The 20,919-nt window shown below is 47.5% G+C and carries 13 protein-coding genes and 2 tRNA genes; 8 read left to right on the top strand and 7 right to left on the bottom strand.

Annotated elements, in window-relative coordinates; all coding sequences use genetic code 11:
- Positions 1–68: 68 nt before the first annotated feature.
- From KN811_RS13900 to KN811_RS22135, 8 genes are all read left to right on the top strand, one after another.
- Positions 69–1,295, top strand: coding sequence for a Glu/Leu/Phe/Val dehydrogenase dimerization domain-containing protein (locus tag KN811_RS13900; protein ID WP_187966298.1), 1,227 nt, complete (start codon positions 69–71; stop codon positions 1,293–1,295).
- 272 nt (positions 1,296–1,567) lie between these two features.
- Positions 1,568–2,257 carry a MotA/TolQ/ExbB proton channel family protein gene (locus KN811_RS13895; RefSeq protein WP_187966297.1) on the top strand — a complete coding sequence of 230 codons (690 nt, stop codon included), beginning with the start codon at positions 1,568–1,570 and terminating at the stop codon, positions 2,255–2,257.
- Between the two features lie 144 nt (positions 2,258–2,401).
- Positions 2,402–2,788, top strand: a complete 387-nt coding sequence (locus KN811_RS13890) for an ExbD/TolR family protein (protein ID WP_187966296.1) — start codon at positions 2,402–2,404, stop codon at positions 2,786–2,788.
- Positions 2,789–2,793: 5 nt separating this feature from the next.
- Complete coding sequence (locus KN811_RS13885; protein WP_187966295.1) at positions 2,794–3,642, top strand: energy transducer TonB; 849 nt, start codon at positions 2,794–2,796, stop codon at positions 3,640–3,642.
- 117 nt (positions 3,643–3,759) lie between these two features.
- Positions 3,760–4,971 carry a bifunctional folylpolyglutamate synthase/dihydrofolate synthase gene (locus KN811_RS13880; protein WP_187966294.1) on the top strand — a complete coding sequence of 404 codons (1,212 nt, stop codon included), beginning with the start codon at positions 3,760–3,762 and terminating at the stop codon, positions 4,969–4,971.
- A 221-nt stretch (positions 4,972–5,192) separates the two neighbouring features.
- A tRNA-Val gene (locus KN811_RS13875) sits at positions 5,193–5,267 on the top strand.
- 29 nt (positions 5,268–5,296) lie between these two features.
- Positions 5,297–5,371 (top strand) — tRNA-Val (locus KN811_RS13870).
- A 9-nt stretch (positions 5,372–5,380) separates the two neighbouring features.
- The gene (locus KN811_RS22135; protein ID WP_216334856.1) at positions 5,381–5,692 is read left to right on the top strand and encodes a GIY-YIG nuclease family protein; all 312 of its coding nucleotides are present in this window, start codon (positions 5,381–5,383) and stop codon (positions 5,690–5,692) included.
- Here KN811_RS22135 and KN811_RS13860 read toward each other — a convergent pair.
- The 7 genes from KN811_RS13860 to KN811_RS13830 form a co-directional block, all read right to left on the bottom strand.
- Positions 5,631–7,070 (bottom strand): sialate O-acetylesterase, encoded by a 1,440-nt coding sequence (locus tag KN811_RS13860; protein ID WP_187966293.1) that lies wholly within the window; start codon positions 7,068–7,070, stop codon positions 5,631–5,633. The genes KN811_RS22135 and KN811_RS13860 overlap by 62 nt on opposite strands.
- A gap of 69 nt (positions 7,071–7,139) precedes the next feature.
- A complete protein-coding gene (locus KN811_RS13855) occupies positions 7,140–9,917 on the bottom strand; it encodes an alpha-L-rhamnosidase (RefSeq protein ID WP_187966292.1) in 2,778 nt (925 codons plus the stop codon).
- Between the two features lie 42 nt (positions 9,918–9,959).
- A complete protein-coding gene (locus tag KN811_RS13850; protein WP_187966291.1) occupies positions 9,960–11,444 on the bottom strand; it encodes an alpha/beta hydrolase fold domain-containing protein in 1,485 nt (494 codons plus the stop codon).
- 54 nt (positions 11,445–11,498) lie between these two features.
- A complete protein-coding gene (locus KN811_RS13845; RefSeq protein WP_187966290.1) occupies positions 11,499–13,814 on the bottom strand; it encodes a discoidin domain-containing protein in 2,316 nt (771 codons plus the stop codon).
- A gap of 43 nt (positions 13,815–13,857) precedes the next feature.
- Complete coding sequence (locus tag KN811_RS13840; RefSeq protein WP_187966289.1) at positions 13,858–15,558, bottom strand: RagB/SusD family nutrient uptake outer membrane protein; 1,701 nt, start codon at positions 15,556–15,558, stop codon at positions 13,858–13,860.
- Between the two features lie 35 nt (positions 15,559–15,593).
- Positions 15,594–18,617, bottom strand: a complete 3,024-nt coding sequence (locus KN811_RS13835) for a SusC/RagA family TonB-linked outer membrane protein (RefSeq protein WP_187966288.1) — start codon at positions 18,615–18,617, stop codon at positions 15,594–15,596.
- 27 nt (positions 18,618–18,644) lie between these two features.
- Positions 18,645–20,918, bottom strand: coding sequence for an FAD-dependent oxidoreductase (locus KN811_RS13830; RefSeq protein WP_187966287.1), 2,274 nt, complete (start codon positions 20,916–20,918; stop codon positions 18,645–18,647).
- Position 20,919 lies beyond the last annotated feature (1 nt).

Here is a 20,919-nt window from a genome sequence, read left to right as displayed (position 1 = left end):
ACGCACGGCCGTGCGTCTCAAACGTGGAAAAGGCCGTGCGTCTCAAATGAGAAATAAACAAAGAACAGATGAAAGAATTATTAACTCAGTACGAAGACAAGGCACCGGAAATCGTTTTCCACTGGCAGGACCAGGAAACGGAGGCCGAGGGCTGGACGGTGATCAACTCCCTCCGGGGCGGAGCTGCCGGGGGCGGAACACGAATGCGCAAAGGACTCGACGTAAACGAGGTGCTTTCCCTGGCCAAGACCATGGAAGTGAAGTTTACCGTATCCGGACCGGCCATCGGCGGAGCAAAATCGGGCATCAATTTCGATCCCAAAGACCCGCGAAAAAAAGGAGTACTGGAACGCTGGTATAAGGCTGTTTCCCCCCTGCTGAAAAGTTATTACGGCACGGGCGGCGACCTCAACGTGGACGAGATACACGAGGTCATTCCCATCACCGAAGACTGCGGCGTATGGCATCCTCAGGAAGGGGTCTTTAACGGCCATTTCAAACCCTCGGAAGCCGACAAGATCAACAGGATCGGACAGTTGAGGCAGGGCGTTATCAAAGTGATCGAGAATGAAAAATACTCTCCCGATATCCGCAGAAAATACACGGTGGCCGATATGATCACCGGTTATGGTGTGGCGGAAGCCGTAAAACACTATTACCATATATACGGCGGACATGTGGAAGGCAAAAAAGCCATCGTACAGGGCTTTGGCAATGTAGGTGCCGCTGCTGCCTTTTACCTCGCGCAAATGGGTGCTAAAATTGTCGGTATCATGGATATTTCCGGCGGGGTTATCCGCGAGGACGGGTTTTCCTTTGAGGAAATAAGGTCCATGTTCCTCGAAAAGGACAAAAATATGCTAATGCACAAAGACATCATTCCCTTTGAGGAAATGGACCAAAGAATATGGAGCCTTCAGGCCGAGATATTTGCCCCCTGTGCAGCATCACGGCTTATTACCAAAGAACAGATCACACAACTTATCGACACCGGACTGGAGGTGATCTCCTGCGGGGCCAACGTACCTTTTGCAGATAAGGAGATCTTCTTCGGCCCCATCATGGAATATACGGACAAACAGGTGAGCCTCATCCCCGACTTCATTTCCAACTGCGGCATGGCCAGGGTCTTTGCCTACTTTATGGAAAGACGGGTGGCCATGGACGACAAGGCTATCTTCCAGGACACCTCTAACATCGTAAAAAAGGCTTTACAACGCACCTTTAAACAGAGCGCTTCCAGGACAAACATAAGCAGTACCGCCTTCGAAATAGCACTGCGGCAACTGGTATAGGAAACTGTTTCAGGTTCCAGGTTTTAAGTTTCAGGTTAAATTCATCATTATCATCAGGGTATTCACTACTCGGTGAACAGTGGTCAGATAAACCGAATATCAATCACTGAGTAATTGAACGCATTAAAAAACTTGAAACCTGAAACTTAAAACCTGAAACCTGTCCGGGGGTTTTTCTTTTTAATTATCTTTGGTGCATGTTGCATGCATTATTGGGGCTAATATAATTTTATGAACACTCAATCGTTTTATTATCAAAAAACTTTTTATATATGATGCTATTTCAGGACGTTGCCCAGAATGTGGCGGAAGAAGCACTTTCTGAGGAAAAAACCTTATCCGTTGCGGATCTTATTATCAGCGGAGGCCCCGGAAGTATTATAATCGTATTGATCCTTTTTATTTTGCTCTTTGTAGCCCTGTACATTTATTTTGAACGGACATTTGCCATCAAGGCAGCATCCCAGATCGACAAGAACTTCATGAACCAGATCAGGGACCATGTGAGCAACGGCAAACTGGAAGCCGGAAAAAACCTTTGCGAACAGACAGATTCTCCGGTAGCAAGACTTATCGAAAAGGGTATTTCCAGGGTGGGCAAACCATTGGAAGACATCAACAAAGCCATAGAAAATGCCGGTACGCTGGAAGTATACAAGCTGGAAAAGAACGTAAGTATCCTGGCTACCGTAGCCGGAGCAGCCCCCATGATAGGCTTTCTCGGAACCGTGATCGGTATGATCATTGCGTTCCACGAAATGGCCACCAGTGGCGGACAGGCAGAGATCGGAGCCCTGGCCTCGGGTATCTACACCGCAATGACTACGACGGTAGCAGGACTGATAGTTGGTATTATCGCATATATAGGTTATAACCACCTGGTAGTACGCACAGAAAAAGTGGTTCACCAGATGGAGGCCAATGCCGTGGAGTTCCTCGACCTGTTAAATGAACCAGCCTAGCGAAGTTGGAAGTTAGAAGTATGTGGTTGGAGACCTGTACAAGGCAAAGATTGATGAAGATCGGGAGCGATTCAGACCGATCAAACTGCAACCCGTCACTCTAACTTTGAACATTGAACCTTAAACATTGAACCAACTCACACGATGAAATTAAAAGGAAGAAATAAAGTATCGCCGGAATTCAGCATGTCTTCCATGACAGATATCGTATTCCTGTTACTGGTGTTCTTTATGCTTACGTCAAGCGTGCCGAATGCCCTCGACCTGCTGCTGCCCAAGGCCAAGGGAAAATCGACCAATGTACAGAACGTTTCCGTGAGCATTAACAAAAACCTGGAGTATTATATGGACGACCAGAAGGTCAACCCGGAATTCCTGGAAACGGAACTGAAAAGAAAGCTCAAAAACGAGGAGACCCCGACCATAATACTCCGCGCCGAAGAAGGTGTACCTATCGAAAAAGCTGTTGACGTTATGGATATAGCCAACAGGAACCAATATAAAGTAATTCTGGCTGTAAGGCCCAAATAAACGTCATGTCCTTTTTAGACACCAGACATAAAAAGAAATCATTTACACTGACCACCGTACTGCTGGCCCTACTCGCCGTACTGCTCTTTTATCTCGGGCTCAGCTATATGGACCCGCCCCCGGAAAGCGGCATCACCGTTAATTTCGGTATGACGGAATTCGGCTCCGGAGAGATACAACCCAAAGAAAAGGTACAATCTGCCCCCCAAGAAGAAAAAATACAGGAAGAACAACCCGAGGAAACAGTAACCGAACAGGAACCGGCCGAAGTGGAAGAACCTCAGGAAGAAGTGCTCACTGACGATACGGAAGACGCCCCCGTTATTTCACCCAAAGAAGAGAAAAAACCGGTAGTCACCGAGGAAACCCCAAAACCGGTGGAAGAAAAACCCAAAGAAGAGCCTAAAAAACCCTCAAAGTCTACGACCGACGCTCTCAGCAACATCCTGAACGGGCCTAAAACGGAGGGAACGGAAAATGCAGGAGAAGGCGATGACAGCCAGGCGGGTGACAAGGGGAACCCGGAAGGAGACCCCTATGCCAGCAGCCATTACGGTTCGCCCGGCTCGGGTTCCGGAGGTGTAGGTTATGGCCTTAATGGCCGTTCTCTGCTATCCAAAGGCAAGGTCCAACAGGATTGTAATGAAGAAGGACGGGTTGTGGTAAAGATCGAAGTGGATAAAAACGGAAATGTTATCGATGCTGTTCCCGGCGTAAAAGGTACTACCAACAATCATCCCTGCCTGCTCGACCCCGCTAAAAAGACTGCCCTTATGTTTAAATGGAACCCGGATTCCGATGCACCTTCCAGACAGATCGGTTTTGTTGTGATCAACTTTAAACTGGGGGATTAACAACAAAAACAGATCCTATCGTAAAGACACGTGGCCGTGCGTCTCTATCGGGAAGTGTACCCTATAAAGAAGATAAAGAAATCCCTTCATCAATCTGCAAAATCACTATCATACTACATGACATACCAGGAAACACTGCAGTGGATGTTCAACAGGCTGCCCATGTACCAGCAGCAGGGCAAAACAGCCCTGAAACCCAAACTGGACAATATCCGGGAATTTTGCCGCCACCTTGGCAACCCCGAAAACAGGATCAGGACCGTACATGTTGCCGGGACCAACGGAAAAGGCTCCGTGAGCCATATGCTTGCATCCATATTACAGGAAGCGGGATATAAAACCGGGCTGTACACCTCCCCGCACCTAAAGGATTTCAGGGAACGGATAAAGATCAACGGCATTGAGGCCGAAGAAGATTTTGTTGTAAATTTCATCAAAGACAACAAACCTTTCCTGGAAGAACAGGACCTCTCCTTCTTCGAGATGACCGTAGGTATGGCCTTCGACTTTTTTGCACGGAAAAAGGTGGATATCGCCATTATCGAGGTAGGACTTGGCGGCCGGCTGGATTCTACCAATATCATTACCCCGGAAATCTCGGTGATCACCAATATAGGCTACGACCATACGGACATCCTGGGAGATACACTTGAAAAAATAGCTTTTGAAAAGGCCGGTATTATCAAACCCGGGGTCCCAGTGGTCATTAGCGAATACCAGGCAGAAACCTTCCCTGTATTCCGGAAAGTGGCCCGTGATAATGGTTCCGAGCTATTCCTGGCCGAAGACCTCTCCCTGGAAACCATAGAAAGTGACCTCCTGGGCATATACCAGAAAAAGAACATACGCGCCGCAATAGCCACGGCCCGGCATCTGAAGCGTTTCGACATCAGTGAAGAGAACATGCTTTCCGGGTTGATAAAAGTGGTACAGAACACCGGCCTGAAAGGAAGATGGCAGCAATTACGGACAGCGCCGAAAGTGATCTGCGATACCGCCCACAATGCTGAAGGATTACGCCTGGTGATGCACCAGATAGAAAGCGAGGAATACAAAAACCTGCATATCGTATTGGGAGTTGTCCGGGGCAAGGACCTGAACAGTATACTTCCCCTTTTTCCACAAGAGGCAACCTATTATTTTGCCTCACCTGCCATATCCAGGGCACTCCCGGCAGAAGAGCTCCGCGACCACGCGCAGCGATATGGTCTTACGGGAAATATATTCCCTTCGGTAAAAAAAGCCTATAATGACGCCCTGGCCAAAGCAAATAAGGGAGATTTTATATACATAGGAGGGAGTACTTTTGTGGTCGCCGAGATATTATAGAAAAATACCACAAATATTTTGCACGTGTAAAAAACAATCGTATTTTTGCATCCGCGATTTCCCTCAAGGGTGTCTGGTAAAGGCCTCGCCCGGGAAAAAGTTGATTTAGTGGGGCTCTTAGCTCAGTTGGTTCTGAGCATCCCGACTTACCGTCGGGAGGGTCGCTGGTTAGAATCCAGCTTCAGATGAAACGTTCATTTATTATAAAGCATATTTTGTGGGGGCTCTTAGCTCAGTTGGTTCAGAGCACCTGCCTTACAAGCAGGGGGTCACTGGTTCGAATCCAGTAGGGCCCACAATTTTAGAATTATTTTTATTGTTTTTCGGGCTCTTAGCTCAGTTGGTTCAGAGCACCTGCCTTACAAGCAGGGGGTCACTGGTTCGAATCCAGTAGGGCCCACAACAAAAAATGCCTCTCATCCGAGAGGCTTTTTTGTTTATAGTCATGACTTTTTACTGCTACATATTATTCTCTCAAAAAATCGATAAGTTCTATATCGGCGTAACTGCTAATCTCCTGGAAAGACTCAAAAAGCATAATTCAAATCACAAAGGGTTCACAGGAAAAACCAATGACTGGCAGCTTGTTTACAAAGAAACATTTAACTCCAAAACACAGGCCCATCCAAAGGGAAAAACACTGAAAATAAATAATTTGATCAGTTATTTATATCCCAGCTATCTGTTCGAAACGATGATGCGGGAAGGCCTTCGGTATTAAAGAGATCGCCCATGGCATAGTCCTGAAAAGCATAACGGACGGCTACCGGGCTTTCTACATTTTCCGAATATACAGTAATCCCTTCTTTGGTAATAATGGCTTTAGCAGGATGAAAAACCTTATCTTTTGCAGCTATCTGAAAATTTTCCAATTCTTTTCCAAAAGCGGTCAACCCATTACTGGCATTACTGAATGTTAATTTTACCCGGTTCCCTTCCACCTCCACATCCTTCAGCACCGGGCCTGAACTGGCAAAGCCCTTTTTTCCGTAAGTTTTGTCCAGGGCCAGGTATGCCAGCCTCTCCCCGGCTTTTCTTTTGTCCGGAGGATGGATACAGTTTTTGTCTCCGGCATCCATTAAACACGCCATACCGCTATTGGTTATTTCCGAAAGGGCCCGGAGCTGGGCTTCACGAAAAAAAGCCGATATACCATTTTCTTTGTAGTTATATGGTGCTATCTGTACATAATAAAATGGAAATTCTCCCCTATCCCAGGCTTTTCGCCAGCTTTTTACCATTTCCGGCATTAATTTCCGGTATAGTTCCGGGGTGTGGCGGTTGCCTTCTCCCTGATACCATATAGCGCCTCTTATTCCATATCCGATCAACGGATGTATCATGGCATTGAAAAGCGTAGTAGGGCTCTTATGGGTAAAATTCTTTGCCTCCTTTTTCGGCAAATTCACTTCCTCGAATGTTTTAAGCGTTGCTTCGTCCATCCAGGATTCGATAGGGCTCCCTCCCCAGCTTGTACTGATCAATCCTACCGGGACACCCAGGGTTTCCTGGAGCATTTTCCCGAAAAAGTAAGCTGTGGCACTGAACTTCGCAACTTCTTCAGGGGTACACTCCGTCCATTGTCCGCCCAGGTCATCCAAAGTCTCCAGGCTGATCTTCTGATCTACGGTAAATAATCGTATTGAAGGGTTATAGGAAGTGGCAATCGCCCGGTTTGACCCCAACATCGGTTGGTTGTAATATCCTTTCATTGGGAAATGCATATTGGACTGGCCCGAGCAAATCCATACCTCCCCGATCAATACGTTGTTTAATTCTAGTTCCACCCCATCGGAAATAGTAACCGAATAGGGCCCTCCGGCAACGGGAGTGCTGACAGCCAGCTTCCAGTTCCCTGTTTTATCTGTGGAAGTCGTATAACTTTTATTGTCCCACGAAGTGGTAACTTTTATTTCCTTACCGGGAGAAGCCTTTCCCCAGACCGGGGCTTCTGTTTGTTGTTGTAAAACCATGTTGTCCTTAAAAATAGCAGGGAGCTTTACTTCTGCCCGAAGGGATACGCCAAGCAACATCAAAAACCCTAATGTTATACTATTTTTACAAGGCTTGACCTTTATTTTATACAGTATGCAGACCATCTTTGATATTTTTATCAATTATCGTTATTTCATTAATGTGCAATAGGATTCAGTTCAACCGTTCCTGATTTAGTTCATGGAAAAATTATAATGCCCCGACCCGACGGATATAACGATTTCATCCGGTTTTTCATCTACGATTTTTATATCCTTCGAAGAAGAGAGCGGTTTATTATTTTCTTTGATCTTTGCAATACTGTTCGACGGTAAATGTATTTCTGCGGTTGTGTTAACCGGGATCTTAATATCAAAAGTTTTTCTTTCGCCATCAATTTCCCAGTGAGACACTATGGTTCCGTAATAGGTTTCCAGGCTGGCGTTTACTTCGTCTAACACACTGTTTTTATTCTGTTTCTCAACTTCTTCAGATTCGTATTTATTGTCTAAATGAGGCTTCAGCACTATCTTTTTATAACCGACTTCATTGATCTTTTCGGAACTGTTAATTCCTGCCAGTTCCCTGTACATCCAATCCCCTATGGCCCCGTATGCATAATGATTAAATGAATTCATTCCCGGCGTTTGAAAAGTCCCATCGGGTTTACGGCCATCCCATCGTTCCCAGATCGTTGTGGCCCCTGCGGTTACCGGATACAACCACGAGGGGTATGTCTGTTGCATGAGCAATGTATAGGCCAGATCGTGATAACCAAATTCAGACAATACAAAACACAAATACGGAGTGCCTAAAAATCCTGTGGTTAAATGATAACCGTAGCTTTTTATATTGTTTACTAATCGTTCTGCCGCTTGTTCCCTTAAATTTTCAGGAAACATATCAAAATTTAAAGCCAATACATAGGCTGTTTGGGAACTGGATACCAAACGCCCGTTCGGGGTCATATATTCTTTTAAAAACGCTTCTTTGATCTTATGCAAAAGGCTGGAATATTTCTTTACATCTTCGTCTTTACCCAAAACTTCTGCCGTATTGACCAACAGTTGGGTGGAATGGGCAAAAAAGCATTGTGCTATTAAATACTTATCGGTTAATGCCGCTCTTCCGTCATTATCGTCATCGGGCCTGTAAAAAAGCCAGTCTCCATAGTGAAAGCCGCTGTTCCAGAGATAGTCTTTGCTCTGTTCATTCATATAATTGACCCATCCTTTCATACTCTCATACTGGTTTTTGAGAATCTCCGTATTTCCATAAAGGAGGTACATATCCCAGGGAATGATCGTAGCTACATCTGCCCAACCGGCCGAACCGGCCCCACCAGGTCCGAGGACGTTAGGGACAACATGCGTTACGCTGCCGTTCTGGAGCTGATCTGCCGCTACGTCCTGCATCCATTTTGTAAAAAAATTATCGACATGCATATTAAACGCTGCCGTTTTGGAAAAAACCTGGGCATCCCCTGTCCACCCTAACCGTTCATCCCTTTGCGGACAATCGGTAGGGACATCGAGGAAATTTCCCCTTTGCCCCCATTGGATGTTATGTTGTAGCTGATTTAACAATTTATCGGATGTTTTAAAAGTACCTGTTTTCCGCATATCGGAATACAATGCCACAGCAGTAAAATTGTCCGCGGAGATGCCGGGGACATTTCCTTTCAACCTAACATACCTGAATCCCTGCCATGTAAAATGCGGCTCGAATTTTTCATTATCCCTGCCACTAAGGATATAGACGTTTTTCTGTTTGGCTGCACGAAGGTTTTCCGTATAAAAATTACCATCTTTGTCCAGTACTTCTGCATGCTCCAAAACTAAACTGTCTCCCGCTTTACCTGTGATCTCCACTTCCACAAAACCAACTAAATTCTGCCCGAAATCCAGTACTTTATCCCCCTCCGGAGTCGTTAGCATTTTTACCGGTTTAAAAGTTTCCTGTTTTCTGACGGGCTCATTGTAGGTGGCTACCAGGTTGTCATATCCATATTGTTTTTCTTTTACTTTCACCCATTCACCAGCGTCGTAATCACTTGTATTCCAGCCCGTTTTTATCTTTCGTGCATCTATGGTTTCACCATTGTATATTTCCGAGTTTAAAATGGAGCTTTTTGCGGACTTCCATTGATTATTCGTACTAAAAACTTCAGTAGTGCCGTCGGCATATGTTACGTTTATTTGAAGTAATAAAGCTAATTCACTGCCAAATAAATCTTTCCTTTCCCCCCATGTTAACGGGCCTCTGTACCAACCATCACCTAAAATAGCGCCGACGGCATTTTTCCCCGGCTTTAACTGACCGGTAACATCATAAACCTGGTACTGCAAACGCTTGTTATAACTTGTCCACCCCGGAGTTAAATAAGCATCTCCTATTTTAGATCCGTTCAAAAAGGCCTGATAAAGCCCGTGAGATGTGATTATAGCCGTAGCTGATCTTATTTTTTTATCGATATTAAATTCATTTCGCATCAGTCCACCGGGGCGGGATTGCTCTTCTTCATAGCCAACCCCTATCCATTTTGCTTTCCAGTCCGATCTGTCTAGCACTCCCATTTGCCAAAAGGCGGTATTACTCCACCCGGAAGACTTATTATTTTCGTCCCAGACTTTTACCCTCCAATAATATTTATCTAAAGCATTTAATTCATCTCCCTGGTATGCTACATGAACGGATTGGCCGGATTTTACCTTTTTGCTGTCCCAGATCAGGTTTTCGGTGAAATTATCCGGATTTTCGCTAACCTGAACCTGATACGCTGATTGTTTTTTGTTTCTCCCGTCTGAAGAGAGGACCCATGTAAGTTTCGGATTAATATTTTCAATCCCCAAAGGGTTTTCCCTGTTTTCGCAGAAAAGCCGGTCTATACTTATTACCTGCGAAAACAAAGGAACGCTTAAAAATAAAGCCGCAAAAGTGAGGCTTATTGTCAATAATTTAAAATTCTTCATGGTCGTTGATCTATTATGGTTTTTGATCTAAATTGTCAAGTATTACGGTGAGAGGTATCCCTGTTCTTCAAGAAAGCGGTCAGTATCCCGGAGCATCTCGTAATACCGGGAAGACGGGCCTTTGCGGTAATGGAAAACAGGATGTCCCGATCCGGGATACATCATTAGCTTGCACGGGGTTCCAAACTGCTCCAGTCGGGCTTTGTACTTTCTTGCCTGCGTTTCGGACAGATAGGGGTCTTCCGTACCCAGGAGAATCAACGTAGATGGGGTTTGCGGACCTACATTGTGCATTGGGGATATTTCTTTGAACCTTGTCTTTACCTCGGCGGACCCGTAACCATCGGGGCCGTTATCCAGAACCGGGTAATACAGGATATTCAGATCGGGCACTGCACTAATATCCCTTCTTTCTCCCTCCTCATCAAACCCTGCAAGCGTACCGGTTGCAGCGGCAAGGTGCCCTCCGGCAGATGCCCCCGCCACAGCGATCCGCCCGGGGTCGATATGGTATTCCTGTGCATGTTCCCGGACCCAGCGTATGGCAGACCTGGCATCGGCCACACTCTCAAATACCGTGGACCCATTTGCCGATCCGATCCGATAATCGGCTGAAATGGCGACCATCCCCTTGCCTGCATAATGCGCTGCCTCGCGGTAGAACTGTAACGGCGTGCCATATTTCCAGCCTCCTCCGAAAAAGAAAAGGATACAGGGACGGGGCCTGTCCTCCCTGTGCGGCTCTTCCGGCTGAAAAATATGTAGTTTCAGCCTGGCGTCTCCCGCTTTCTTATAAACTACCAGCTCAGGAGAGAAAGATACGGACGGCCTTTTTAAATGTTTTTCCAACTCCCGGAACCAGGTTTCCGCCATCTTTTCAGCCCCCTGCGAATTAGGGTGGACCTTATCCTGTATGGCATCGGTTTCCCAATGAAATGAAGCTGACTGATCCACCAGATAGATCCCGGGACAGTTTTGCCGGAGTTCTTTCACCAACTCCCCGATCCCGGCATTCAACTTGGGAATATACGAATATTTGGGAAGTTTTCCGCTTTCGATAACCCGGGCAACAAGGATCAAAGCATCCGGATTGATCTTCTTTATCCTGGAAATAATCGATCGCTGGGCATCCAGAATACCAGAGACCGGTTGTTCCTCAGCAAAATGATTGTGCCCCGCATGGAGCAATACCACATCGGCCGGATACTTCCGGTAGATACTATCGATTTGCCCTTCTAAAAATTCTGCAGTCCGGCCACTGTAACCTGCATGGTTCAGTACTCCGATCCGGGTGGGTGCCTGTCTTGGCCCTACAAAGTCCACAATATATCCGGCGCGGAGCAATTTTTCCCATAACGGGAACAGATAGGAAGAAAATGCGGCTCCGCCTTCAGTAATCGAATCCCCAAATCCCATAAGTGAAAAGGACGGGGGCTTGTCCGGCTTATCCTCTTCTGATTGCGCATTCAAAGGAAGCATCAGTATCAAACAAAAATTTATTACCAGTAAATTTAAAATCCTGTTCATACGTTTTCCGGTTTTATCATATCGCCTCATATACCCTCAGGGCCGATCTCAGGATCAATCGAGTCGTAGTTCTGCTTCATTTTTCATAAACCCCAATCCATAGCTCACGGTGACTGTATCTCCCTCCGAAAATTGCAGTTCCCCATCATCGGCAACCAACTTTTTACCGTGGACCTTAACCTTTCCGACCAGCGTATCCGAATAAGGGGACGCCTCCCGGAGTACCACCTTCAATTTTCCTCCGCTCTTATTTTTCAATTCCAGTTCCAACAGTTCTTCTTTTCCATAATCAAAATTAAGCGGGGCCTTTAGTGCTATGGTCAGTTCATCGCCTTCCCGGTTGAGCGAGATATTACTGTTGTAGTTGGCCAGGTAAGCCATGCTAAGGTTAAATGCGGTATTGAATTGTACCCATCCTTCTGTCCATCCCAGGTTCCCTACCTCCGGATGGTTGGGGTAATGAAAAGATTTCGGGGACCCGTCAAATACAAAACGAACCTTCTCCAACAACCCGATCCCTCCTTTATGTGTGCTGTACCAGCCCAGGTCCACTCCTTCTATTTCCTTTGTCCCCCGATAGGAAAAATGCCTCCCGGTCGGATTTCTTCCAAAGGCATTTTCCAAATGTGCCCAGGCCAGCACTTCCAGTCGTTTGCAAAGGGGGCCGTTTTCAAGTATGCCCATAGCTGAGAATACAGCCGCAGGAAACCCCAGTACGTTACCGGTTTCATTCCAGCTTGGCGGGGTCCAGTCTTCCGGGCTGTATTTTCGGAAATCCCAGAAATTATCGGATCGCGAAATTGCCACCCGGGCCCATTTTTCTACCTTATCCCGGATCCTGTCAGGGGCCCGGCCGGGATATTCGTGAAAGAAATAGGCAAACGCCCGCATGGTGATGTGCTCAGACATACGCTGTCCCTTGGTGGTTATCGGGTCTTCCCAGTCCAGGTTTTTGATCATCCAGTCCAGTTGGTCATATGCTGCCTGAAAGTATTTTTCCGCATCGTCCTCACCCTGGCTTTTGGCTACTTCATACATCATCAGGTTAGGGATCACCGAATGCCCAGGGGGGAGTTCTCCCTTGGTAGTGCCAAGTTTGGTCTTCAAAGCCAGCAGGTCGTGCCCGGGACTTAGATCGTATTTGGTAGTGGAGTGTTCTTCTACATCGTTTTTTGACCATTTTTCTTTCAGGTAAGCATACACCCGATCGAAATTCTGCCTGGGAAGCCATTGCTTTAAATAGGGCCAGGCGTATAGAAAATATGCCAGCTCGGCTTTTTGCATTTCATGGTCGAGCTCTTGGCTGATCTTTACATCCGCATCCCAATGGATCAATTTTACAATATCCGGGGCGTCGGGAGCATAGGGTTCCAAAGCTCCCCATTTGCGCCGGTAGTCTTCCGGAAAGTCCTCGTTAGGGACATATTGAAGAGTCCGTTCCATCCGGTCAAAAGCCGCGGGATTGGACAGGTATAGCGATACCAGACTTTGCTGGGCCCAGTTGAAGAAGTCCCCGTCGCGCCACGCCCAGGAAAGCGGTCGTATCTGATCTGTCGTCCCCAGGTAATGCCGGGCTCCTGCCATAAAATCTACCATATTCCGATATGTCACCCGCTCCAACCAGTTAGGCCCGATGCGGAACGGGAAGGAACGATGCCCCCGGGCTTCTATCACATACTCTTTTTCTGACTCCGGATCAAAATCTGAAAAATCACCTACCCCATTCTGTATCTCCCCCTGATACACTTCCCGGCCGTCCGGCAGTTCCAGTATCTGAAATCCGACCTGGCCGGACAGGTCCGGGGCAGAAAATCGCTTGATGTGGTTCAGGTTATAGCCGCTTTGGTTGACCAGTATCTTTTTCACAACCATTGCGCTGCTGTCCACATAAGCCTGCCCAAACAGTTCCAGCTCTGCCAGTGCTATCGGTCCTGCAGCGGAGGCAATGAAACGGATCCGGTCTGACAATACCGGTTTATCGAGATCCACCTTCAGGTCTTTTTCTGTATTGCCCGATATTTTCCGGACATCATGCCATTTACCGTTATGCATGAACTGCAGGCTAAAATCAGTAACTACCCGGCCGGCATCCACCGATCTGACCCCGATCCTTACAATCTCAGTAGCTCCCGGAAGCCTCACGATCACCCAGGGGTTCCGGTCATCGTCCCCGCTTTTCCAAAGGGTGTTCTCTTTGCCGTCGGCTACCCGGTCAGCTTCATATCCCGCAATGGCCGTACTTGAGCTCGCTGTACCGGTACGTGACAGATTGTTTTCCTGACCGTGTCCCGGCGTCATCAGCCCCGTTACGGCCAGGGCTACAAGAATGTATTTGTAATAATTGTTCCAGTTATCCACTGTGCTATTCATTTAGCTGTAATATGGTGTGTTATTTCTTATTTTCTTATACCCCTCAGTACCCCGGGTTTTGCTCCAATGCCGGGTTAACGTCCATATCTTTCTGGGGAATAGGCCAGAGATAATCCCTACCTGGGTTAAATATACGCTGGTCCACCGAACGGTAAAGGTCTTGCGACCCGTTGTAATTCGGGTGCCCGTACCGGTCTATTTCCGGTACAAAAGTCATATTACTGTAAGCTCCCCTGGGCCTGCCGGCAAATATTCCGGGCATCACGTGTTCTGCAATTTTCCAACGGCGGATGTCGGTAAGCCTGAAGCCTTCATTGGCAAGCTCTACCTTACGTTCCCTACGGATTATTGTCCGCAACTCGTCCTGATTTGTGGTGGTCACCGCCGGATAGTTACCGGTATCCCCGACATCCACTCCATATGCCCGGGCACGGACCTGGTTGACAGCATCCAGTACTGTGGCATCGGCCTGGCCGAGTTCTGTTTTCGCTTCGGCATAGATCAACAATACTTCGGCATAACGCATCAGGATAAAGCTCAATCCCGAAGTGTGTGCATTCTGAGGCATATCTTCCGGAGCGGCGTATTTTCTCCACAGATAACCGGTAAAGGTCGCGAAAGCATTCCGGACGTCCTGGTTGGCTACCCTGGTGGCAACCCCATCTTTAAAATACGTGGTCTCCGTACTGTCGGGATGGGTTTCAAACACATACCCGGCAAATACCGACTGCGGTCTGACAAGGGAGGCATCCAGGCGAGGGTCCCGGTTTTCAAAGGGCTGAGCCGGATCGTAAAGGGACGACCGGTCAATAGGATTACCATCCGCACATTCATAAGAATCGACCATAAATTGCGAGGGGACAATCTGGCTCCAACTACCTGTATTTCTTGGCCCCAGTTGCAAGGGCAATCTTGTGGTCATAAAACCCAGCTGAAAAGGCAGATCAAAAATAACCTCCTCAACCCTTACCCCGGCATAGGTGAACAATTCTCCATAATCCGGATGAAGTTTGTACGTTCCCGAATTCATGACCTGGAAAGCTGCTTCAGCTGCTTCCCCGAACAGGCCGTCATACAGGGCAATCCGCGCTTTTAAGGTCAAAGCAGCTCCTTTTGTGGCCCGTCCTTCATCCGAATCTCCCCAGTTTTCCGGCAGTATTTCGGCCACTTTGTCGAGATCTTCCAATAACCGTTGTACGATCTCGGTCCGGGGAGTTTTTGGGATATATGCATCTTCTATGGCCGCGGGCACTTCTTCCATAAACGGAACATCGCCGTATAGCTGAAGCAGCCATGAATAATAATAAGCTCTAAGGAACAAGGCTTCGGCCTCTATCCGGCGGTATGTATCATCAGAAACCACTTCCCTGGCTTTTTCCATATTATTGAGCAGGTTATTGCATCTGCCTATTCCGGTGTACATCTTTTCCCAGACATCGGAAAATCCCGGTTCTGCGGGAGAATGAGCCCCCCTGGAAAAAGTTTGCATACTACTAAAATCCGATCTCAGGAAACCCAGGTCGGTCGTATTGTCCAGCAATACGGGAAATGGTACATCACTTACCCAATAAAGGCTCCTGTATGCCCCTGTCACAGCCATCTCCAGTTCGGTTTCGTTAGTATAAAAGGTCTCATCGGAAGGTGCGTCCAGGGGCAGCTTGTCCAGCGCATCATCACAGGCTCCCAGTCCGGCGAGCAAAAAAAGCAGGAGAGCTGTTATTTTGCAAATTCTTATAAATTCCATAAGTATCATTTTAAAGGTTTAGCTGATTCATCTATCTAAAAGGTGATATCTACACCCAAAGTGTATATGGCCATAATGGGATAAATATTTCCACCTGTGGAATTCGGTGTTTCCGGGTCCCATCCTTTGGGCATATCGTGAATGGTGAACAGGTTCTGCCCGGAAACGTAAAACCGGAAGCGGTCCATTGAGAATTTTTCGGAAACCTTTTGGGGTAACGTATAGCCCAGCGTAAGGTTCCTGAGGCGGAGGTAAGACGAATTCCATATCCAGAAATCACTCATCTTAAAGTTGTTATGACTGCTGGTAGCTACAAGCCTCGGATAGGAGGCATCCGGATTTTCGGGTGACCAGTAATCCATCTGCCACCGCTGTATCTTCCCTGCATTGTAAAAAGCCCAGCCGGCATCTTGCTGAAGATATACATCCCGCTTGCCCACGCCTTGTAACAAAGCGCTAAAGTCAAAGCCTTTATAATCTGCCGTGAAATTCATACCGTAGGTATACCTGGGAAAGGGATCTCCCAATACCACCCGGTCATCGGCATTGATAAGTTCGTCTGCCGCATCCGGAATACCATCGCCGTTGGTGTCTACGGTGAGCTGGTTTGTATACCGGATATCTCCCGGGGCAATGGCACCGAACTGTTCGGGAGCCCTGTCTACTTCTTCCCCGGACTGGAAAAAACCGTCCGACCTGTATCCGTACAGGGAATTAATAGGATATCCTTCCTGCACAATGGTGGTTTCCCCTATATATGGTCCGGTACCGTGCAGGTCCTCCACTTTATTGTGTACATCAGAAATATTAAAGTCAATGCCGTAATGAAATTCTCCTATCTTATCTTTCCAGCCTACAGCCAGGTCCCAGCCTTTATTATTTATTTTCCCGGCATTCTGGTAAGGGGCACTCAGCCCTATGGTAGCAGGTATGGGAAGCTGTAAAAGAATATCGTAGGTATTGCGGATATAATATTCTGCTGAAAGCGATAACCTGTTCTTAAACAGGGCCAGGTCTATTCCGAAATTAGTGGTTTCCGTAGTTTCCCAGGAAATATCTTTATTGGCCATATCACGCTGGGCTGCCCCGTTGACCGGTTCGCCCCCAAAGAGGTAGTCCATCCCCAGGGAAACCGTGGATGCAAAGGGGTAGGTGCCCACATTCTGGTTCCCCAGGCGCCCCCAGGAAGCCCGGAGCTTTAATTCGTCGAGCCAGTTTATGTTTTCCATAAAAGATTCTTCGGCAACCCTCCATCCGGCAGAAAATGCAGGAAAAGTCCCGTACTTGTTCCCTTTGGCAAAACGGGAAGAACCATCCACACGGACATTGGCCTCCAAAAGATATTTGCCCTTATAATCGTAATTTACACGGGTAAAGAAAGAATGCAGCCCCCATTCGCTGGCCGAACCGTCGTTTTGCATGTTCTCTTTGGAACCATTTTGCAGATAGGGATAGTCCTGAAGGGAAAAATTGTCCCTGGAAGCAGTTATCCAGTCTCTCCTGTAAGTATTGAGTTCATAGCCCGTGAGCACCTTAAAAAAATGATCGTTCAAATCTTTTTCGTAACTCCCGGTGGCGAGTACCATATGGGTGAGGTCTCGGTCGTGCCCCTGGGAAAGCTCATTCCTTGTGGGATAAAGGGAAGGAGATGTATCTCCGTATTCGTAATATTCGTATTGCCGGGTGAAGGATTTGCTCATGGTCTCATTGTATTGGGGAGAATACATCAGGGAAAACTGCAGGCCTTCAGCAGGCTTGTAATTAGCTTTGAGTATGGCACGCAGGTAATGATACTGGTCCTCACTTCCCCCTCCGTCACGGACCCGGGCTATCGGGTTGCTTCCATTCCATCCCGGCCCCCAGGTTCCGTCAGAAAACCGGGATGCATAAACAGGAGGGTTACGGTAAGATTCACGTACTACACCAAGCCCGGTAATAGGCTCATCGCGAACACTCCGGCGAAAACTGATATCGAAATTAAAATTGAATTTTTCCGAAGGGGACAGGTCGGTATTTATCCGGGCGTTATAACGTTTATAGGAAAAGCCCGGGATATTCCCCTGCTGTTCCATAAAAGAGAACGACCCCATTACCCTGGCCAGTTCGCCACCCCCGGAAAGCGAAAGGGAGTGATGTTGCTGAAATCCGTTCCTCGAAAAGATCTCGTTTGCCCAATCCGTGTCGGGATACTGGTCGGGATCGGTGAGGTGCCCTTCCTGCCAGGCATCGATATATTCCTGGGGAAAAGCGGGTTCCTGGCCAAGGTTTTGCCTGGCAATATTATACAGTTTCATGTATTCCCCGCCATCTGCAAATTCCGGCATTTCCGTAGGGTCTTGCCAGCCCACATATCCATTATAATTGACACTGAGTTTTCCCATTCTTCCGCGTTTGGTGGTAATAAGCACCACCCCGTTGGCCGCCCTGGACCCGTAAATTGCCGCAGAAGCGGCATCTTTTAACACAGAAATATTTTCTATATCCCTGGGGTCTATCCCGTCCATATTACCGGGCACCCCGTCAATAAGCACCAGGGGGTCGGAATTGCTCAGTGTGCCTATACCCCGTATACGAAGAGTAGCTCCGTCTGCCCCGGGCTGGCTGGAGCTCTGTAAAGCAGTTACCCCCGGCATTTTGCCCATTAAGGCCTGAGAAGGCTGCATCACGGGTTGAGTAGCTATCTCACCTCCTTTTACGGCAGAGACCGACCCGGTGAGGTTCTCCTTCTTTTGGGTGCCATATCCAATAATGACCACCTCTTTTAAAACGGATACATCGGGAGCTAATGCTATATTTATGGTTTCCTTGTTATTCACAGCTACTTCCTGCTGTATATAACCAATATAGGAGAAAATAAGAGTGCTCCCTTCAGGTACATTTAACTGGTATTCCCCGTTAAAATCGGTGACTGCCCCGGCCGATGCTCCTTTTACAATAATATTAACCCCCAACAAGGGTTCCCCCGACTCCGCATCGGTAACTATTCCGCTGACTTGCCCCTGGGCCCAACACACCCCTATAAAAAAGAGGTTAAGAAATAAAATCAATACGTTCTTCATAATTGCAGTGTTTTAATTGGTCAATCCTCATTCACATACAATACCTATTACGGAAACAGGTACATTGCTGTGGTTTTGTTTTAATTTTAGCGTAAGCCTGTCGGTGTTCAAGGGGGTTTCGGGGACAATCTCGTTAATAGTCTGATAGTTATCGCTCACTTCAGCGATCCTGACATCGGCGGCATACAGTTCGTAGTTCCGGATCAAAAAGGGCATGTAATTTTCGGCGTGGTTCATTTGTACGGTTTCCATAGGATGGTCATAATCCGGGTCGAAGAACAACCGGATCTTTTTAATGGTCTGGGGTTCTTCCCATTGCAGGTCGACGGTAGCTTCTTTTTCCTCTAAACCGGCTACCCACGCATTGGGAACATGAACGGGCCGGAAAAAACCATTTACCAGGTTTTTTTCACTGAAGAGGGTTATGGGAAAGGATAGTTCAAATGCCATATTGGCCCCGGCAGGCCGTCGTTTGGGGCACCAGAACTCAAATTCATCCACTCCCAGGCCTTCCGGGGGGGTTTGCTTGCCGAAATTGGAAACCGCAGGGTTACTGCTGTTGAACACCGACACGATCCCGGACAAACGGCGGTCCGTCAATGCTACGGATACCTGTGGATTTGCCATGAGGCAGAGAAACAGGTAACGGGGGCTTTCTGCTTTTGCCCCTGTTTGTATATCGAGGCTTTGTTCGCCAGGTATCAGTTCATAGCTAAACCGGTCCACCAGTACATCGGGGGTGTGGTTATAAGGTTTTGAGCTTACCCTTAACTCTATGGAGAGGGTTGTAGCCTCTTCGGCTTTTACCCATAATTTAACGGCAGGTATTTTTTTCTCAACCGGGATCATCTGCCCCATGGAAAATTCCAGATGTTGCCAGTTCCCATCCGGTTGGAGTTTTTCGAGCTGTAATGTACCGGAGGTTGTTATATGTGCCTTTTCGGCCAGGTTATACCCGGAGCTGAGTTTTATCCCGGGGATATAGTGCCCTTTGCCCAGCAAGGCATTTTGCAGGAGTTTTACAGTATCGGGCTCCATAAACGCTTTAACGGGTATTCCCTTTTTAAGGCTTAAAGCCACGGCCATACCAACCGCCTGTCCGCCATGTGCACAGGTGGCCATGACCCTGGTAGAGCCAAAAGCCACATGACTGACACTTATGATCCGGCCCGTCAGCAAAAGGTTATCCATTCCCAGGGGAACGTAACACCGGTATGGAATAGCGTACACTCCCCTGGCATGCCATTGCGTACAACCATCCTTATCACTGTATATACCGTCCGCAGGGTGCAGGTCCAGGGCCCAGCCACCGTACGAAATGGCATCGTAATGTTCCCTTTGCTCTATAACGTCTTTCTGGGTGAGCATAAAATGCCCTTCAAACCTCCTGCTCTCTCTTTTTCCGGGGATCAGCCCTACCCATTCCAGCGTATAATAATCCGCCCCTTCGTAATCTCCCGAGTTTTTTATATGGTTCCATATGCCATAGACCACTTTCCACAATTCTTTTTTGATCTCTTCGGTTTCGTGGACCGTATCCCGCCTGCCGCCATATTCAAACCACCACAGCTTACACCCGTCTTCTCCTACCTTTACATTTTTCACCCTGGGCACCTGGCCCATGTCCTTCAGTGCAAAATCCGGGGCTATATACTGCACTTTCTGTTCCTGCTTTTTGGAATAAAAAAACAGCGTATGCCCGAGAAGTTCCCCGTAATCCTCTACATCGGGAGCCAGGAGCTCATCAAATTCCCCGGGAGCCTCTGAACCGATACGATAAGGCACGCCTGCCTGATAAGCCATGATACCATCGCCGGAAGCATCGATAAAATAATTACCGGAAAAATGATATAAAGTGGAATTCTGGGAATTAAAAGCAATGACCTTTTCTATCCGGCTTTCTCCGGATTTTACCGTACTGAAGACCGCTGTGTTCAAATACAGGTCTATATGAGGTTCATCGAGCACTTTATCGATGAGGATGGTATCAAAGATCACAGGGTTCCCTTCTTTGTTTTTATAGGTATTCTCTACCATGATCTCATCTACCACCCCTCCTTCCCGGGCCCACCGATTGTTGTTCCCCATGTGAGAGGTAGCCCCCAAAGCCCATAACCGGACTTCGCTGGAAGCATTTCCCCCCAGGACCGGCCTGTCCTGGACAAGGGCTACTTTAACTCCTTCACGAGATGCCGTAAGTGCTGCACATACACCGGACAGCCCTCCTCCTACTACGATGAGCTCATAGTGCAGTTCTAATGTCTTGAGTTCTCTGAACCCGTCTAAACCTACTTGCTTCATA

The organism is Sinomicrobium weinanense (assembly GCF_018863395.1).
GTDB lineage: Bacteria > Bacteroidota > Bacteroidia > Flavobacteriales > Flavobacteriaceae > Sinomicrobium > Sinomicrobium weinanense.
This window is presented reverse-complemented; position numbering and strand designations above follow the sequence as displayed.

Bases quoted from the DNA above. Each gene is read 5' to 3' on its own strand.
- KN811_RS13900 (WP_187966298.1), top strand. From the start codon at position 69: ATGAAAGAATTATTAACTCAGTACGAAGACAAGGCACCGGAAATCGTT.
- KN811_RS13895 (WP_187966297.1), top strand. From the start codon at position 1,568: ATGATGCTATTTCAGGACGTTGCCCAGAATGTGGCGGAAGAAGCACTT.
- KN811_RS13890 (WP_187966296.1), top strand. From the start codon at position 2,402: ATGAAATTAAAAGGAAGAAATAAAGTATCGCCGGAATTCAGCATGTCT.
- KN811_RS13885 (WP_187966295.1), top strand. From the start codon at position 2,794: ATGTCCTTTTTAGACACCAGACATAAAAAGAAATCATTTACACTGACC.
- KN811_RS13880 (WP_187966294.1), top strand. From the start codon at position 3,760: ATGACATACCAGGAAACACTGCAGTGGATGTTCAACAGGCTGCCCATG.
- KN811_RS22135 (WP_216334856.1), top strand. From the start codon at position 5,381: ATGCCTCTCATCCGAGAGGCTTTTTTGTTTATAGTCATGACTTTTTAC.
- KN811_RS13860 (WP_187966293.1), bottom strand. From the start codon at position 7,070: ATGGTCTGCATACTGTATAAAATAAAGGTCAAGCCTTGTAAAAATAGT.
- KN811_RS13855 (WP_187966292.1), bottom strand. From the start codon at position 9,917: ATGAAGAATTTTAAATTATTGACAATAAGCCTCACTTTTGCGGCTTTA.
- KN811_RS13850 (WP_187966291.1), bottom strand. From the start codon at position 11,444: ATGAACAGGATTTTAAATTTACTGGTAATAAATTTTTGTTTGATACTG.
- KN811_RS13845 (WP_187966290.1), bottom strand. From the start codon at position 13,814: ATGAATAGCACAGTGGATAACTGGAACAATTATTACAAATACATTCTT.
- KN811_RS13840 (WP_187966289.1), bottom strand. From the start codon at position 15,558: ATGGAATTTATAAGAATTTGCAAAATAACAGCTCTCCTGCTTTTTTTG.
- KN811_RS13835 (WP_187966288.1), bottom strand. From the start codon at position 18,617: ATGAAGAACGTATTGATTTTATTTCTTAACCTCTTTTTTATAGGGGTG.
- KN811_RS13830 (WP_187966287.1), bottom strand. From the start codon at position 20,918: ATGAAGCAAGTAGGTTTAGACGGGTTCAGAGAACTCAAGACATTAGAA.